This window comes from Cupriavidus sp. UGS-1, from assembly GCF_021213615.1.
Lineage (GTDB): Bacteria > Pseudomonadota > Gammaproteobacteria > Burkholderiales > Burkholderiaceae > Cupriavidus.
Genome location: NZ_JAJQJF010000017.1, coordinates 61,929 through 77,909, shown reverse-complemented (window position 1 = coordinate 77,909; position 15,981 = coordinate 61,929). Strand labels below are relative to the sequence as shown.

Genomic DNA, 15,981 nt, shown 5'->3' with positions numbered 1-15,981 from the left:
GGAGGATCGTCATGGCAGCGAATGCATCGACTCAGGCCGGTGTGATCCGCGTCGGCATTGGCGGCTGGACCTATGCCCCCTGGCGGGGCACGTTCTATCCGGAGAAACTGACGCAGGCGCGCGAGCTCGAGTTCGCCAGCAGCCGGCTGACGGCGATCGAGATCAACAGCACCTACCACGGCACGCAGAAACGCGCGTCGTTCATCAAGTGGAAGGAGCAGACGCCCGACGATTTCGTTTTCTCGGTCAAGGCGTCGCGTTTTGCGACCAACCGCCGGGTACTGGCCGAAGGCGGGGAGTCGGTCGAGCGCTTTCTCGACAGCGGCATTACCGAACTGGGTGCCAAGCTCGGGCCGATCGTCTGGCAGTTCGCGCCGAGCAAGGCGTTCGAGCCCGAGGACTTCGAGGCGTTTCTTGCGCTGCTTCCACGGGAAGTCGATGGCATCCGGCTGCGCCATGTACTGGAAGTACGCCACGCCAGCTTTGCCTGCGCGGAATTCCTGGCGTTGGCTCGCCAATACAAGGCGGCGACGGTGTTCACCGACGCCGAGAAATTCCCCTCGTTCGCCGATGTGACCGGAGATTTCGTCTACGCACGGCTGATGCGCAGCAACGCCAAGCTGAAGTATGGCTACGCGCCAAAGGCGCTCGACGCGTGGGCCGAGCATGCGCGGGCGTGGGCGCGGGGCGAGGCGCCGGAAGCTCTTCCGCGCGTCGAAAACAACGACGTCCCGGCGGGCCGCCGGGACGTCTTCGTGTTCTTCATCAACGGCGACAAGGAGCGCGCGCCGGCCGCCGCGACCGCCCTGCTCTCGCGCCTGGATCCGGACTACGAGGCGCGCGTGCGGGTTTCCGGCAGGAACACGGCCAGCACGCCAAGCAGCGGCAAGTAGGCGCACCAGCGGTAGACCGTCTCGATGCCGTGCGCGTCGGCGATGCCGCCGAGCACCGCGGCACCGATGCCACCCATGCCGAAGGCCAGGCCGAAGAACAGGCCCGACACCATGCCGACCTTGCCCGGAATCAGTTCCTGCGCGAACACCAGGATCGCGGAGAACGCCGAGGCCAGGATGAAGCCGATCACCAGCGACAGCGCGGCGGTCCAGAACAGGTCGGCATGGGGCAGCATCAGCGTGAACGGCGCAACGCCGAGGATCGAGAACCAGATCACCCGCTTGCGGCCGATGCGGTCGCCGATCGGGCCGCCGAGGATGGTGCCGACCGCCACCGCGAACAGGAAGGCGAACAGATACAGCTGGGCCGAGCGCTGCGGCACGCCAAAGCGCTCCATCAAATAGAACGTGTAATAGGTGCCCAGCGACGCCATATAGAAGTACTTCGAGAACAGCAGCACCATCAGCACCGCCATGGCGCGCGCCACGGTACGGGCCGGCAGGCGCGGCGCGCTTGCCATCGCCTTGCGCGCCGCGCGGGCATGCTCGGCCAGCCGCTGGCCATACCAGCCGCCGACGCGCCACAGCACCGCGATCGCCAGCAGGGCCGCCAGCGACAGCCAGGCGATGCTGCCCTGCGTGTGCACCACCACGGCCGCCAGCAGCGGGCCCGCCGCGCTTCCCACATTGCCGCCCACCTGGAAGATCGACTGCGCCAGCCCGTGGCGCCCGCCCGAAGCCATCCGAGCCACGCGCGACGATTCCGGATGGAAGATCGAGGAGCCGGTGCCGACCAGCGCCGCGGCGACCAGCAGTACGCCATAGCTGGGCGCGATCGACAACAGCAGCAGTCCCGCCAGCGTGAAACCCATGCCGACCGCCAGCGAATGCGGCTTCGGATGCTTGTCGGTGTACAGGCCGACCAGCGGCTGCAGCAGCGAGGCGGTGATCTGATAGGTCAGCGTCAGCAGCCCGATCTGCACGAAGCTCAGATTGAAGCCGCCCTTGAGCATTGGGTAGATCGCCAGGATCAACGACTGGATCATGTCGTTGAGCATGTGGGCGAAGCTGATCGCGGACAGCACGCGGAAGCCGGTGCGCTCGCCGGCGGCGGCGGCGCCGTGCGCGGCCGGTGCGGCAGGCCCGGCCGGTGTCACGGCGGCATCGGGCACATTGCCCAGTTCGGCAGACAGGGAATCGATTCGCGAAGCCATGGCAAGGTCTCTGTTTGGACTTTTTCTGGGAGCGTTCGGGCGCAGTCGGGAAGACGCGGGAGCAACACGGCAGCATGGCCGCACACGCGCGAACACGGTGATGCTATTCCTTGTGTTGGCGCCTGTCCTGCGAGATTGAGACTACAACCATCTCGAAACGGACAGATAATGGCCCTATCCGGCGCATGAAACGCGCCCCAAACGCCACATCTTCGACCCATTTGCGATATCGACCCAATGGCCGACGCTGCTTCCCCACCCGGCGCCCTGCTCTCCCGCCCGCGCTACATGGCGTACGACCGTGGTCCGATGCCGGTGGCCGCGATGGCCGCCGACTATCAGCCCGGCCACCTGACGACGCGCCACCGGCATCCGCACGCGCAATTGCTGCATGCCGTGCACGGCGTGATGGTCGTGGGCACCGACGAGGGCCAATGGATCGTGCCGCCGACGCGGGCGATCTGGGTGCCCGGCGGCACCGATCACTGGATCCGCATGGTGGGCCACGTGCGCATGCGGACCGCCTATATTCGCCCGGACGCGGCCGACGGCTTGCCGACGCGTTGCACCGTGCTCGGGGTCTCGCCGCTGCTGCGCGAATTGATCCTGGCGGCGATCGATATCGTGCCGCCCTATGTTGCCGATTCCCGCGACGGCCGCGTGATGCGGCTGCTGCTCGACGAGGCGGTGCTGCTGCCGGCGTTGCCGCTCCATCTTCCGCATCCCGCGGACCCGGCGCTGCGGCGTATCTGTGCCGCGATTCTGGAAACGCCCGATACGCCGATGACGCTGGCCGACTGGGCGCGGCGATTGGGCATCGATGGCAGGACCGTGCAGCGGCGCTTTGCGCGCGAGACCGGCATGACCTTCGGACAGTGGCGTCAGCAGGCGCGGCTGCTCGCCGCGCTGGAGCGGCTGGCGGCCGGCGTCAAGGTCGTCGAGGTCGCGCTCGAACTGGGCTACCAGAGCCCGAGCGCGTTCGCGGCGATGTTCCGGCGGCAGTTCGGCGTGCCGCCCAGCGCGTTCTTTCGCTGAGCGGGTTCGCCGTCGGCGTCCGCAGGCAAACGCCGGTCAGGCAGCGAGGTAGCGTTCGACCAGCCGGGTCCAGTACGCCGCGCCCACCGTCAGGTTGTCGTCGTTGAAGTCGTAGGCGGGGTTGTGCAGCAGCGGACGGCCCGCGCCGTTGCCCAGGCGCACGAAGCAACCGGGACGCTGTTGCAGGAAATAGGCGAAGTCCTCGCTGCCGGCGATCAGCGGGATCTGGCCCACGACCTTGTCCGGGCCGACCAGCTCCTCGGCGACCTGGCGCGCGAATTCGGTTTCCGCTTCGCTGTTGACCACCACCGGATAGCCGGGGCGGTAGTCGATGTCGACCGCGGCGCCATAGCCCTCGACGTGCGAGCTCACCAGCTGGCGGATGCGCGTTTCCAGCGTGGTACGCACCTCGGGACTGAACGAGCGGACGCTCAGTTCAAGCTTGGCGCTTTCCGGAATCACGTTGGGCGCATGGCCCGCATGCAGCGAGCCGATCGTCACCACCGCGGTCTCGTTCGGATCCACATTGCGCGACACGATGGTCTGCAGCGCCATCACCAGGCTGCCGGCGACCAGGATCGGATCGATCGACTGATGCGGCCGCGCGGCATGGCCGCCCTTGCCGCGAATCGTAATCGTTACCGTATCGCAGGCCGCCATCATCGGGCCGGCGCGGAACATGAAGGTGCCCACCGGCACGCCCGGATGGTTGTGCAGGCCGAAGATCGCATCGCAGGGAAAGCGTTCGAACAGCCCGTCGGCGAGCATCCGCTGCGCGCCGCTGGCGCCGGCGCCGATTTCCTCGGCGGGCTGGAAGATCAGATTGACGGTGCCGTCGAAATTGCGGGTCCGCGCCAGCTGGCGCGCGGCGCCAAGCAGGATCGCGGTATGGCCGTCGTGGCCGCACGCGTGCATCTTGCCGCAATGGACGCTGGCGTACGGCAGGCCGGTCGATTCCAGGATCGGCAGCGCGTCCATGTCGGCGCGGATGCCGACGCTGCGCCCGCTGTCGCCGTTGCGCAGCGTGCCGACCACGCCCGTGCCGCCGACCCCGCGCGTCACCGCATAGCCCCAACGCTCGAGCCGCTGCGCCACCAGTTCGGCGGTGCGGTGCTCTTCGAATCCGAGTTCGGGGTATTGGTGGATGGTGCGGCGAATCGCCTCGAGTTCGGTGCGGCTATCCAGGGTATCGGACAACTCGCAATAGGCCGGAGTGAGATCGGCTCCGAGGCGGGACACGAGAATGGGGGGATCAACTTCAGACATGAGGCACTCGTATTGGCTAGTCCATGAAGGACAGTATTCCACTTAGGATCACGAGTGCCTATGCGATTTGACCTTTGCGACGCATTTGTTTTCAGAACTGTTGCTAACGGGGTACGGTCCACCCTGACGCGCGCAGGGTCGGGGGAACTCGATCGCCTTCAAGGGATCAGAGCCCCCTCATGTTTCATTGTGTTACGACGCGGACGAAGCCATCACGCCGAGCGCGTGTAGGGCAGGACCTGCTGCATCTGCTCGCCCAGTCCCTCGATGCCGAGCCGCATCGTGTCGCCGGCCCGCAAAAAGCGCGGCGGCTTCAAGCCCATGCCGACGCCCGGCGGCGTGCCCGTGCAGATCAGATCGCCGGGATGCAGCGTCATGAAGCGGCTGACGTAGCTGACCAGCGTCGCGACGTCGAACACCATCGTCGCGGTGGTGCCGCTTTGCATCCGTTCGCCATTGACGTCCAGCCATAGCGACAACGCCTGCGGATCGGGCACCTCGTCGCGCGTGACCAGCCACGGACCGACCGGGCAAAAGGTGTCGCAACCCTTGCCCTTGTCCCAGGTGCCGCCGCGCTCGATCTGGAATTCGCGCTCGGAGACATCGTTGACCACGCAGTAGCCCGCCACGTGATCGAGCGCGGCGGCCGGCGACACGTCCTGCGCGCGCGTGCCGATCACCACGCCGAGTTCGACCTCCCAGTCGCTCTTGACCGAATCGCGCGGCAACATCACGGGATCGTTCGGGCCGTTCAGCGAGCTGGTCGCTTTCAGGAACACGATCGGCTCCGACGGGATCGGCATGTTTGCCTCGGCCGCGTGGTCCGCGTAGTTCAGCCCGATGGCGACGATCTTGCCGATTCCAGTCCATGGCATGCCGAAACGCTCCGCTTCGGCGAGCGGCAGGGTGGCGGGATCCAGCGCCGCCAGCTCGGCCAGGACGCTCGGCGACAGCGCGCGCGCGTCGATATCGCCGATCACGGCGGACAAGTCGCGCACGCGGCCCTGTGCATCGATCAGTCCCGGCCGCTCGGCGCCGGCGCTGCCAATTCGTACCAGCTTCATCGTTCTCCTCGTCTTGCTTGTTGGTGTGATTGGTTGGTGTGATGCGGTGATTTACCGAATCAATTTGCCGCCGCCGGTTTCGCCTGCGGCGGTGCGGCCAGCAGTTGCTCGATGCGCGAGACCAGTTGCCGGTCCGACGGCTTCACCGAGCTCTGGTAGCTGGCGACGACGCGCCCGTCGCGGTCGATCAGGTACTTGTGGAAGTTCCATTTGGGCGCGGTGCCGCTTTCCCTGGCCAGCCGCGCATACATCGGATTGGCCTGGTCGCCGCGTACATGGGTCTTGGCCAGCATCGGGAACTTGACGCCGTAGGTGTTGAAGCAGAAGTCGGCGATCTCCTTTTCCGAGCCCGGTTCCTGCGAAAAGTCGTTCGAAGGGAAGCCCAGCACCACCAGGCCGCGCTCGCGGTATTTGGTGTAGAGCGCCTCCAGGCCCTCGTACTGCGGCGTGAAGCCGCAATAGCTGGCGGTATTGACGACCAGCACGACCTTGCCCGCGTACTGGCAAAGGTTCTGTTCGGCCTCGTCCTGCAGCCGCGGGAAGCGGAAGTTCAGCGTGGCGGGACAGTTCGCGGCGGCGGGGCGCGCGGCGGACGATGCCTGAGAGATTGTCGCGGCCGCGCCGGCAGGGCGGTTCGCGCCTTGTTCACCGGCGGCATGCACGGCGGGCGCGCACAGCGCCAGCGCGACGGCCAAGGGCAGGGCGGCGCGGCGGCGCCGCGGCGGCTGGCTCGAAGGGGAGGGGAAGCGGGTCATGGCGTCGATCTCCTGCAAACGGTGACCCGTAGTCTACGCCGGCGCCCGCGGCCCCGTTATTCCATCGCCAGCGGCTTGACGTGATCCGAGACGGCGCCGCGCAGCTCGACGTCGGGCGTACGCCGGACCAGGCCCAGCGCGAGCAGCGCGGCCGCGGCGCCGGCCGCGAAGATCCAGTGGAAGCCGGCCTCGACGCCGCCCGCCAGCAGGTGCTGCACCTGCGGCGTCAGTTGCGCGAACGCTTCGCTGCCGTGGCGCAGGGCACCGAGGTCCAGCGGCGCGCTCGCGCTGTCGTGCCCGGCCGCGTGCAGCGCGCCGCGGAAGGCCAGGGTCAGCAGCGTGCCGGCCATCGCGCCACCGAGCGCGCTGCCCAGCGAGCGCAGCACCAGCAGCGCGCCGGTGCCGGCGCCGGTGTCGCGGCGTTCGAGCGCGTTCTGCACGTTCATCAACGTGCCGACCATGCAAATGCCCAGTCCCACGCCAGTCACGATCATCGCGGCCAGCAGCCACACCAGCGAGGTGGCCGGCGTCGCGGTCGACAGCGCCGCCAGGCCGAGAGCGGCGGCGGCAAAGCCGATCGTCAGCAGCCCGCGCAGCCGGCCGAGCCGCGGCGCCAGCATCGCGACCACGAAGTTGCCGGCGACGGTGGACAGCAGGAAGGGCACCACCAGCATGCCTGACATCGCGGCGTCGGCGCCGCGCACCAGCTGGAAATGCAGCGGCAGCGCGAACACGCACAGAAACAGCGCGGAAGCCGCCAACGCGGAGGCACCGACGCCCAGCACATAACTGCGGTTGGCGAACAGGCGCGGCGGCAGCATCGGATCGCTGGCGCGCCGTTCCTGCCAGACCAGCGCCAGCACGCTGAGGCCGGTGAGCGCCGCCAGTCCGGCCATCGGCGCGGACAGCCAGTCGTATCGCTCGCCGCCCCAGCTCATCGCCAGCAGGAAGGACACGATCGCCACTGTCAGCAGCAGCGCACCGCCCCAGTCGACGCGCGCCTTGCCGCTTGGGGCGGGCAGGGCGCGCAAGCCGCGATGGCACAACCACATCGCCAGCAGGCCAAGCGGCAGATTGATCCAGAACAGCCAGCGCCACGACAGATGGTCGGACACCCAGCCGCCGACCAGCGGTCCGGCCACCGACGCTACCGCCCATACCGCCGCCAGGTAGCCCTGATAGCGGCCGCGCTGGCGCGGTGACACCACGTCGGCGATGGCCGCCTGCGCCAGCGACATCAGGCCACCGCCGCCGATGCCTTGCAGCGCGCGAAACAGGATCAGCTGCTGCAGCGAACCGGCTATGGCGCAGGCCAGCGAGGCCAGCACGAACAGCGCGATCGCGACCATCAGCAGCCGCCGCCGGCCGAACGAGTCCGACAGCTTGCCGTAGAGCGGCGTGGTCACGGTCGAGGTAATCAGATAGGCCGTGACGATCCAGGACAGATGGCCGAAGCCGTCGAGATCCTGCGCGATCGCCGGCACGGCCGGTATCACCACGGTCTGATCGAGCGCGGCAAGCAGAATGCACAGCACGATGCCGCCGATCACGCGCATGATCGCGCGGTGTTCCGTGGCGGCGGCAATGGGCTGCGCCGGCGCGGGGACCGCGGTGTCCGACGGGGCAATCGAAGAAGAGGCGGAAGCGGAAGCGGGGGTAGGGCGGTCGGATACGGCGGGGCGGGACATCGGAGCGGCGGCGGCGGGTGGCCGGAGAGAGCGGCCGGGAGGGCGGCCGAAGCCAGCCCTGCTGGACCGGCTTCATCTGTTATTCAGTAAACGCAAAATTATATGCGTTTACCGAATATGCCGCCGCCGGGGGCGCTGCCCTCCGGACGTCAGCGGCTGCCTGCGATGTACTGCTCCAGCTGCTCGATGATGAAGCGTTGTTCGGAGATGATGTCCTTGACCAGGTCGCCGATCGACAGCATGCCGATCAGCTCGTCCCCTTCCATCACCGGCAGGTGGCGCAAGCGGTGTTGCGTCATCAGCGCCATGCATTCGTCGGTGGTCTGGTCGGCCCGGACATAGACCACCGCGGTGGTCATGATGTCCCGCACGAAGGTTTCGCGGGACGTTCGCTGCATCAGGATGACCTTGCGTGCGTAGTCGCGTTCGCTCAGGATGCCGACGATCTTGCCGTGCTCCATCACCAGCAGCGCGCCGATGCTCTTTTCCGCCATCAACTGGAGCGCGGCATACACCGTCGCGCCCGGCTGGATGCTGTAGATGGCTTGCGTCGGCTTGGACGCAAGGACCTGTCGTGCAGTTTTCATCATCCACTCCTGGTCGAGTCGGGAAGGACTGCGGCTCCCGCCGGCATCCGCGGTGGCGGGCGGTCCGCCGGTCAGGTCGGCGGTACGCCATTCCAGATTAGCAAAGGATCGCGACGCGTCACAGGGTGACGGGGAAGAATCTTACTGATATGCCGTTATCGCCATATCGGCTCGCTTGCCCCAGACGCGCGCCGGCTTGCGCGGCGCGTTCGCCACTTCGGCTCCGGCCTGATGGCGTTCCGCGGTCAACGCATGCGCGCGCGCGACGATGGTTCGCAGCTCGATCCGACTCGCGCGGTCGCCGTTGGGAAGGGCGGCAATGTCGGCCATCGATTGCAGCATCGCGGCCGCCGCCGGTGGTGACAGGACCGGCAGGACGGCGGCGAGATCCTTCAGGTGCCGGCTGATCAGCTGGAAGCCATTGACGGTGTTTGCATCCGCTCCTGGAAGTGGCTCGGTCTTTCGGGCCATCGCACAGGGGTTGACCGCGGCGGCAAGGCCATCTGCCAGCCGCGTAGCGCCGTTTTCCAGCCACTGCCGGAATGCCGGACCGACGGGCAGCCGGCCGGTCAGTTGCACGATTCGCCTGCCCGTCGCCATGTCGAAGTCGTGTGTCTTGGCAAACAGGTCGCAAAGCAATGCCACCATGTCGTCGCGCCGGACTCGCGCCGGCGTGTCGGGGGGCACGGCGAGCGAGCAAAGCGGCTCGAGGATCAGTTCGAGCCGATCGCGTGGCAGCGTCTCGGGCAGGGCGCGCAGTTGCTCCTCCACCAGCTTCAGGTCGTCGTCGGACACGACCGCATCGCGGAAATCGAGGCTGGCGGGCAGATCGATGTTGGCGTCCACAGAGGCGTGAAATCGCCGACAGAGTTGATACAACCAGCCGAGCCGCTGGTCGCGGGGCAGAAAGCCCTGCTCGGGAATGAGTTGAACTCGCCCTTCCGCCTGCGTGAAATGCCCGACGGTATGCCGGATGCGGGCGTTCCTGACGGACCCGCACGGCAGCAGCCGGCACAAAGTGCGCACGATGGCGAGCCATTGCTGCCGCCATGTCATGTGGCGGAACGGCACTTCCACCAGTGTGCCTTCCCATCGTCCAGATGGGCATTTGCTCAGCTGGAAGCGATAGCGGTTCACGCCTAGCTGAACGATGTGATGGGTGCCGTCGCCATGCAGTTGCTGCAAAAGGTCGCCCGGACGGCGCTGTACGGCCAGCCGGATGTCCTGAATGCTGGCGAACTGGTGGATGGTCAGGGGAGCGCGCATGATCGATGGCAGGCGGACGACGGGCAGGAAGGCACGGCCGGGCACCGCCGTACAGGCCGTCGTGCCGTTGCCATGCAACGAACGCATGGCGCGAGTGTGACGAACTCGTCAAAAAAGAACTTTCGGCAATCTGCAGATTCCGCTTGAAGCGGCACGCCGCCACTTGTCGAATTGCCGTGCGGGACTTGCATCGGCACTCACCACGCACTATCGCGCACCATCGCGCACCGCCGGGCACCATGGCGCCCATCAGCAGAGGTGGGATTTGCGGCATCATGGCGGCGTTGCCGTTTCCATCGCGGGGCGTTTGCCGCCCCGCCTGCCGCCGTGTCCGCCCACGAAGCCCCGTCCCGCTCCCGCGATGCATCGCCCGCGCCCGGCGTACCCGATGCCTGCGCCCACTGTCTCGCGCTGGCCGCCGACATGCGCCGGCGCGAACCGCACGAACGGCTGGCGTTGAAACACACGGCGCCGCTGGTCAGCCAGAGCGCGGCCGGTGTGCCGTTCAGCATGTTGACCTTCGAGTGCCGTGAGTGCGGCACCGTCTGGCGCCTGTACGATCGGGCCAACGAGTTGTTCGTCTCCTGGGTGCCCCATTGGCGGCCCGGAGCGTTGGGCTAAGATAGCGCCCGTCGCCGGCCTGGCAGCGAACTGCCCGCCTTCTGCCTGCCTTGCGCATGCGTCATGCCGGCTTCTACCGTCAACTCACGGCCATCACTTCCTACCCATCTCTGCTGCCTGCGCCATGTCTCTTGCCTTCCGCCTGCCCGGACTCTCCGCCCTTGCCGCCGCCACGTCGTTTGCCGTCGTCGCCAGCGCGCCGGCGTTCGCCGCCGACAACTATCCGTCGCGCCCGATCCGACTGATCGTTGCCTATCCGACCGGCGGCATCAGCGATACGGTCGCGCGCGCGCTCGCCGAGCGCCTTTCCGATCAGATGGGGACCTCGGTGGTGGTCGAGAACAAGGCGGGCGCCGGCGGCAGCATCGGCATGGACGCGGTGGCCAAGGCCGCGCCCGACGGATACACGATCGGCTTTTCGTCGACGAGCCCGCTGACCTTGAACCCCCACGTCGGCAAGGTCCACTACGACCCGCAGCGCGATATCGCCCCGGTGATGAGCGTGATGTATTCGCCGGTGATCGTGGTCGCCACCTCGAGCTTTGCCGGCAAGACCTTCCAGGATCTGGTCGCGCAGGCCAAAGCCAAGCCGGGTTCGGTCCGGTGGGCGACCTCGGGCCTCGGCACGGTCGGCCATGTCGTGCTCGAGCAGGTCAAGGCCAAATCGCGAGCGGACCTGACGCTGATTCCGTACAAGGGCGCCGGCCAGCAGATGAACGACGCGCTAGGCGGCCAGTTCGAAGTGATGAGCACCAATGCCAGCCCGGCGCTGACGCAGCAGATGCAGGCCGGACGCCTGCGTGCGCTGGCGGTCGGCGCGCCGAAGCGCATCGACGCGCTGGCCGAGGTGCCAACCTTTGCCGAACTCGGTTATCCGAAGGCCAATCTGACGTCGACCTTCGGCGTGTTCGCGCCGGGCAAGACGCCGGCCGCGATCGTCACGCGTCTGAATGCCGAACTGAACAAGGCGCTGGCCGCGCCGGAAGTCCGCGAACGCCTGCTCAAGGGCGGTGAGGTGCCGACCGGCGGCAGCGCGGCGCAGTTTGCCGCCGCTATCCGTGCCGAGTACGACGACAACGGTCGCATCGTCAAGGAAGCCGGCATCAAGGCGGACTGAGCCGGCGCAAGACCGGGCCTCCGCAGTCATCCGCACCGCCACCGCGCACGCCGCTCACGCGGGCGGCGGGGGATCGCAGCCGGGGTCGGCCGCGTCGGCAGCGGCCCAGTGGGCCAGCGCCGTCAGCTCGTCAGGCTCGGTCAGCAAGCCATCCTCGTCGAGCAGGCAGAACGCGACCAGCCCGCCCATCAGTCCGCCCGCCACGGGCGCCAGCCAGAACAGCCAAAGCTGCGCGATCGCCCAGCCCTGAACGAACAGCGCCTGGCCGGTGGCGCGCGCAGGGTTGAGCGCGGCGTGGGTCACCGGCAAGGCAAGCAGGTGGGCCATCGTCAGCGCGAGCCCAAGTACCACGGGACCCGCCGCGATCAGGCGGCAACGGCGCGTGACGCTGGCGGTCACCAGCGCCAGCATCGCGGTCGCCGCGAATTCGATCGCCAATGCGCTCGGCATGTCGTAGCCCGACGGCGAATGCAGACCGTAGCCGTTCGCGGCGAAGCGCTCGGACGACAGGGCGAAATCCGGGCGGCCCTGCGCCGCCAGCATCAGCAAGGTCGCCGCGGCCACCGCACCAACCAGCTGCGCGATGCCGTAGGGAATCACCTCTCGCCAGGGAAAGCGCCGTGCCGCGGCCAGGGCCAGGCTGATGGCGGGATTCAGATGCGCACCGGAGATCGGTCCGACCGCCCGCCCCATTGCATAGGCCGCGAGCCCGAAGGCCAGCGCGATGCACAGCAGGTCCGCGGCGGTATCCGGCTTGCAGCCGGCCAGCACTACCACGCCGCAACCGGCAAAGATCAATCCGAAGGTGCCGACCGCTTCCGCGAGCAGTCTTCTGGCGAGGGAGGCCATGGTTCGCTCCTTAGATGGGGTCGACCACATCGAGGCGGCAGCCGGCCGAATACACCGTCGTCAGCCGCACGCCGTTGTGCGGCCACAGGGCCAGCTTGGTCCGCACGCGTGACAGATGGCTGTCAAGCGTGCGCGAACCGGCCGGCAGCGCGCGATGCCAGACCTCGTCGATCATGGTCTGGCGCAACACCAGCTGGCCGAGATGACGGAACAGCAGAATGGCGAGATCGAACTCCTTCGGCGACAGCATGACCGGCGTGCCGGTCAGATACGCGCGCCGGTCAGTGGTCGAAAAACGATAGGCACCGACCGACAGATCGAAGCAGCCCTCGCCCGTATCGAGCATGCGCCGCGCCAGTGCGTGAATGCGGGCGGCCAGTTCGGCTCGCCGCACCGGTTTGGTGATGAACGCATCCGCGCCCTGCGCGAGGCCGTGGCACAGCTGGCACTCCTCGGCGGCATCGCCGAGCAGCATCACGGGCAAGCGGCTGCCTATAGTACGGCGCACCCACAGCAGCACGTCCTGGGCAGCGATGCCCGGCACTTCCCAATCCAACAGCAGCATGTCGAATGCTTCCTGGCGCAACGCCATCATCAGGGTCCGTCCTTCCCGGAAGCGAATGCATCGATGGCCTTGCAGGCTGAGCGTTTGCTCAAGCACCACGGCTTGCGTGGGATCGTCTTGCAGCGCAGCGATTCTCATGGCGTCTGCTCTCCTCGCGTGTCGATTTTCGATTGCGCGGGGGGCGGGTGTCCCGACGCGCGACAAGGGAGTGCGCCGGCGGGGCTGTCACCGGCCGCGGATCGTGAGAGCGTTGGCATGGGCCTTCGCGTCGATCGCCGCTGGCATTGGCGCGGCAATGTCGATCCGCGCAGGCATCGTACGTTCAGACATCGGCATGCCGAAAGTGAGAATTTGTTGAAACCTCAAATTGAGGCAATTCCTATTTGTAAACGGTCACGCGCAGGCTTAAATGCGGGATGGTTCGATGCTCGATGGCAAGGGGCCGGTCGCAGGCAGACCGGAGTTCGATCGCTCACTACCGTGAACGGAGTTGCGCATGAAGATCGCATCGCTCGAAGACGAACCCGCGCAAGCTGCGTGGATCCAGCAAATCGTGACCGAGGCCGGCCACTGCTGCGTCAGCTTCGGACAGAGCCGGCAGTTGCTGCTGCGCTTGCGCAATGAGAGTTTCGATCTGTTGCTGCTCGACTGGCAGATGCCGGACATGAGCGGCAAGGAAGTTCTGCACTGGACTCGTACCAACCTGGATCGGCGCGTGCCGGTGATGTTCCTGACCTGCCGCGGCGCCGAGGAAGATGTGGTCAGCGGCCTGTGCGCGGGGGCCGACGACTACATGGTCAAGCCGATCCGGCCGGGCGAGCTGACCGCGCGCATCCAGTCCCTGCTGCGCCGTACCGACAGCCGCCGCGGCGGTACCGACGCGCGCGTCAGCCTGGGCGGCTACGTGTTCGACAGCGCCGCCCGTACCGTCACGCTGAACGGCTGCCCGGTCGAGCTGACGCCGAAGGAATTTGACCTGGCCCTGCTGCTGTTTCGCAACGAGGGCCGCATCGTCGCGCGCAACTATATCGTCGCCGCGGTCTGGGGCAGGGAGATCTCGCCGCTGTCGCGCACCATCGATACGCATATGTCCCGCGTACGCAGCAAGCTGGGCCTGCGCGCGGATCGAGGTTTCCGGCTGATTCCCGTCTATACCCACGGTTATCGGCTCGAGGTGGTGAGCCTGCCATGAGTTTTCTCGTCAGCATGAGGGATCGATTTGCCCGTCTGGCGGCATGGCGCCGCCGCTGGGCCCGCAGCGCGGCGCGGCGCGGCGATCCGGTATGGCGCGCGGTGGTCCATGGCTTGGCGCATGACCTGCGCGTTCCGCCCACCGACATGCTGGCGCTGGCCGGCCTGTATCGCGCCGGTGCACTGGCCGGGCCTGCGTTTACGGCGCGGGTCGTCGCGCACGCGCGCGAGGCGCTGAACCGGGTCGACGAACTGGGCAGCCTGATCGAAGAAGCCGCTCATTCGTATCGCCGCGAGCCGGTCGATCTGGCTGCATTGGTCGCCGGATGCGTCGATGCGGCATGGAGCGCGGCCGACGAGACGGGCGTGATCCTGCACTGCCAGGCCCTGCCGGCCGTCGCATGGGTGGAGGGCGATGTCCGCATGCTCGAGATGGCGGTCACCCGCCTGCTGGCCCGTGCGATTCTGGATGCCTCGCCCGGTGCGGCCGTGCACCTGCGGATGGGCATTTCGCGCCGGGTTTGCTGCGTGGAGATAGCCACCGCGGCCGCGTCGCCACATGCGGTCGCCGCGGCGCTGTCACGCAGTGCGCCGGCCGGTATGTTCCTGCGCCGCGTGATGCGATGCCACCGCGGCAAGCTGACATTGGGCAACGAGCATGGCGTGGCGATCTGGCGCCTGGTACTGCCCCAAAGCAAAAAAGCACCCGAAGGTGCTTTCTTGCCTGCAGATCGGTAAGAAACGATGCCGATCAGAAGATGTGGCGGATACCCACGGCCACGCCGGTCTGGTTGCTCTTGCCCGGCAGTTCGGTGCGAGCACCGTCCTTGACCTTGTTGTAGTCGACCGTACCGTAGACCTGGGTACGCTTGGACAGCGCGTACTCGGCCAGCAGCACGCCGGTGTAGCGCTTGCCATCGTTGCCGGCAACACCGTCCTTGTTGTCGATGTCGTCGTAGTAGAACGCGCCGGTCAGGGCCAGGGCCGGGGTCAGCTGGTAGCTGGCGCCCACATAGCCGATCTTGTCCTTGCGCGGATTGGCAGCGTGGTTGCCGCCCGCAGGGATCGGGTTGCCAGTGGTGGCTTGATCCGGATTCAGGAAGCCGTTGTCGATGACGCCGGTGTGATCCTTGCCGCCGATGTAACCGACGAACAGCTTGGCCGCGCCGATGGTGTACTTACCGGCCACGCCCCACATCTGCTGCTTGTTCTCGTTGATGTCGCGGATTTCCTGGTACACGCCGCCGATGCCGAACGGGCCGAAGGCGTACGACGCACGGGCACCCCAGTACTGGTTGGTACGCACGCTGCCGGCTTGCTCGCCGAAGCCATAGCTGGCGCCGACGTTCAGGCCGCCGAACTTGCCGTCATAGCTGATGACGTTGTCGCGGCGCAGTTGGGTCAGGAAGAACGGCCAGGCGTTGTTGTTGTAGTTGCCGATCGTCAGCGGATCGTAGTCACCGAACAGGTTGAAGCCCTCGGTGTACTGACGGCCCAGCTTGATCGTGCCGAAGTCGCCCGACAGACCCACGTAAGCCTGACGGCCGAACAGCGTGCCGGTGGCCTGGTTGCCGCGGCCGGTGTCCGGATCGAAGCCGTTTTCCAGCTGGAAGATGGCCTTCAGGTTGTTGCCCAGGGCTTCGCTGCCCTTGATGCCCCAGCGGCTGTTGGTGATGGCGCCGTTGGTCAGTTCGACCAGGCCGTCATCGTTGGCGTTGGCGTTGGTGGTGTAGCGAATGCTCTGGTCGACGATGCCGTACAGCGTGACGGAGGATTGCGCGTAGGCGCTGCCGGCGAACAGGGCGCCGAGTGCGAGAGTCAAGGCCGATTTCTTCATGGTGCTCCTTTTCTGTCTTGTGGTTCTGTCGCC

At 67.1% G+C, this 15,981-nt stretch carries 16 protein-coding genes; 6 read left to right on the top strand and 10 right to left on the bottom strand.

All coding sequences use genetic code 11. The features are described from left to right. Nucleotides 1-11: 11 nt before the first annotated feature. Nucleotides 12-893 (top strand): DUF72 domain-containing protein, encoded by an 882-nt coding sequence (locus LRR16_RS19610; protein ID WP_232206872.1) that lies wholly within the window; start codon nt 12-14, stop codon nt 891-893. Here the strand turns inward: LRR16_RS19610 and LRR16_RS19605 are convergent. Next, nucleotides 830-2,107 (bottom strand): MFS transporter, encoded by a 1,278-nt coding sequence (locus LRR16_RS19605; protein ID WP_232206871.1) that lies wholly within the window; start codon nt 2,105-2,107, stop codon nt 830-832. The genes LRR16_RS19610 and LRR16_RS19605 overlap by 64 nt on opposite strands. A 237-nt stretch (nt 2,108-2,344) precedes the next feature. Here LRR16_RS19605 and LRR16_RS19600 point away from each other — a divergent pair, with 237 nt between their 5' ends. Continuing rightward, nucleotides 2,345-3,142 (top strand): helix-turn-helix domain-containing protein, encoded by a 798-nt coding sequence (locus tag LRR16_RS19600; RefSeq protein ID WP_232206870.1) that lies wholly within the window; start codon nt 2,345-2,347, stop codon nt 3,140-3,142. A gap of 36 nt (nt 3,143-3,178) precedes the next feature. Here LRR16_RS19600 and LRR16_RS19595 read toward each other — a convergent pair whose 3' ends face one another. The 6 genes from LRR16_RS19595 to LRR16_RS19570 all read right to left on the bottom strand — a co-directional run bounded on the left by LRR16_RS19595 (nt 3,179) and on the right by LRR16_RS19570 (nt 9,855). Next, a complete protein-coding gene (locus LRR16_RS19595; protein ID WP_043439884.1) occupies nt 3,179-4,408 on the bottom strand; it encodes a M20 aminoacylase family protein in 1,230 nt (409 codons plus the stop codon). A gap of 212 nt (nt 4,409-4,620) precedes the next feature. Next, entirely contained in the window at nt 4,621-5,472 is an 852-nt protein-coding gene (locus LRR16_RS19590) for a fumarylacetoacetate hydrolase family protein (protein ID WP_232206869.1), read from the bottom strand. Nucleotides 5,473-5,531: 59 nt separating this feature from the next. Further along, entirely contained in the window at nt 5,532-6,227 is a 696-nt protein-coding gene (locus LRR16_RS19585) for a glutathione peroxidase (RefSeq protein ID WP_232206868.1), read from the bottom strand. Between the two features lie 56 nt (nt 6,228-6,283). After that, nucleotides 6,284-7,783 carry an MDR family MFS transporter gene (locus tag LRR16_RS19580; RefSeq protein WP_232206867.1) on the bottom strand — a complete coding sequence of 500 codons (1,500 nt, stop codon included), beginning with the start codon at nt 7,781-7,783 and terminating at the stop codon, nt 6,284-6,286. 281 nt (nt 7,784-8,064) lie between these two features. Further along, nucleotides 8,065-8,502 carry a CBS domain-containing protein gene (locus LRR16_RS19575; RefSeq protein WP_006576941.1) on the bottom strand — a complete coding sequence of 146 codons (438 nt, stop codon included), beginning with the start codon at nt 8,500-8,502 and terminating at the stop codon, nt 8,065-8,067. Nucleotides 8,503-8,643: 141 nt separating this feature from the next. After that, the gene (locus tag LRR16_RS19570; protein ID WP_232206866.1) at nt 8,644-9,855 is read right to left on the bottom strand and encodes a hypothetical protein; all 1,212 of its coding nucleotides are present in this window, start codon (nt 9,853-9,855) and stop codon (nt 8,644-8,646) included. A gap of 240 nt (nt 9,856-10,095) precedes the next feature. On the opposite strand from LRR16_RS19570, the gene LRR16_RS19565 reads away from it, so the two are divergent. Continuing rightward, nucleotides 10,096-10,389, top strand: coding sequence for a hypothetical protein (locus LRR16_RS19565; protein WP_023263622.1), 294 nt, complete (start codon nt 10,096-10,098; stop codon nt 10,387-10,389). A gap of 124 nt (nt 10,390-10,513) precedes the next feature. Further along, nucleotides 10,514-11,506 carry a tripartite tricarboxylate transporter substrate binding protein gene (locus LRR16_RS19560; RefSeq protein WP_006576938.1) on the top strand — a complete coding sequence of 331 codons (993 nt, stop codon included), beginning with the start codon at nt 10,514-10,516 and terminating at the stop codon, nt 11,504-11,506. Between the two features lie 54 nt (nt 11,507-11,560). On the opposite strand, the gene LRR16_RS19555 is transcribed toward LRR16_RS19560, so the two are convergent. Beyond that, nucleotides 11,561-12,355: an aquaporin gene (locus LRR16_RS19555; RefSeq protein ID WP_232206865.1), complete on the bottom strand. Its 795-nt coding sequence runs from the start codon at nt 12,353-12,355 to the stop codon at nt 11,561-11,563. A gap of 10 nt (nt 12,356-12,365) precedes the next feature. Beyond that, nucleotides 12,366-13,058 (bottom strand): response regulator transcription factor, encoded by a 693-nt coding sequence (locus tag LRR16_RS19550; protein ID WP_064574815.1) that lies wholly within the window; start codon nt 13,056-13,058, stop codon nt 12,366-12,368. A 358-nt stretch (nt 13,059-13,416) separates the two neighbouring features. Here LRR16_RS19550 and LRR16_RS19545 point away from each other — a divergent pair, with 358 nt between their 5' ends. Then, complete coding sequence (locus LRR16_RS19545; RefSeq protein ID WP_064574817.1) at nt 13,417-14,112, top strand: response regulator transcription factor; 696 nt, start codon at nt 13,417-13,419, stop codon at nt 14,110-14,112. Further along, nucleotides 14,109-14,849 carry a HAMP domain-containing histidine kinase gene (locus tag LRR16_RS19540; protein ID WP_055274522.1) on the top strand — a complete coding sequence of 247 codons (741 nt, stop codon included), beginning with the start codon at nt 14,109-14,111 and terminating at the stop codon, nt 14,847-14,849. The genes LRR16_RS19545 and LRR16_RS19540 overlap by 4 nt, the downstream gene beginning before the upstream one ends. A gap of 13 nt (nt 14,850-14,862) precedes the next feature. Here the strand turns inward: LRR16_RS19540 and LRR16_RS19535 are convergent, their stop codons facing one another. Next, the gene (locus LRR16_RS19535) at nt 14,863-15,948 is read right to left on the bottom strand and encodes a porin (protein ID WP_006578293.1); all 1,086 of its coding nucleotides are present in this window, start codon (nt 15,946-15,948) and stop codon (nt 14,863-14,865) included. Between the last annotated feature and the right edge of the window lie 33 nt (nt 15,949-15,981).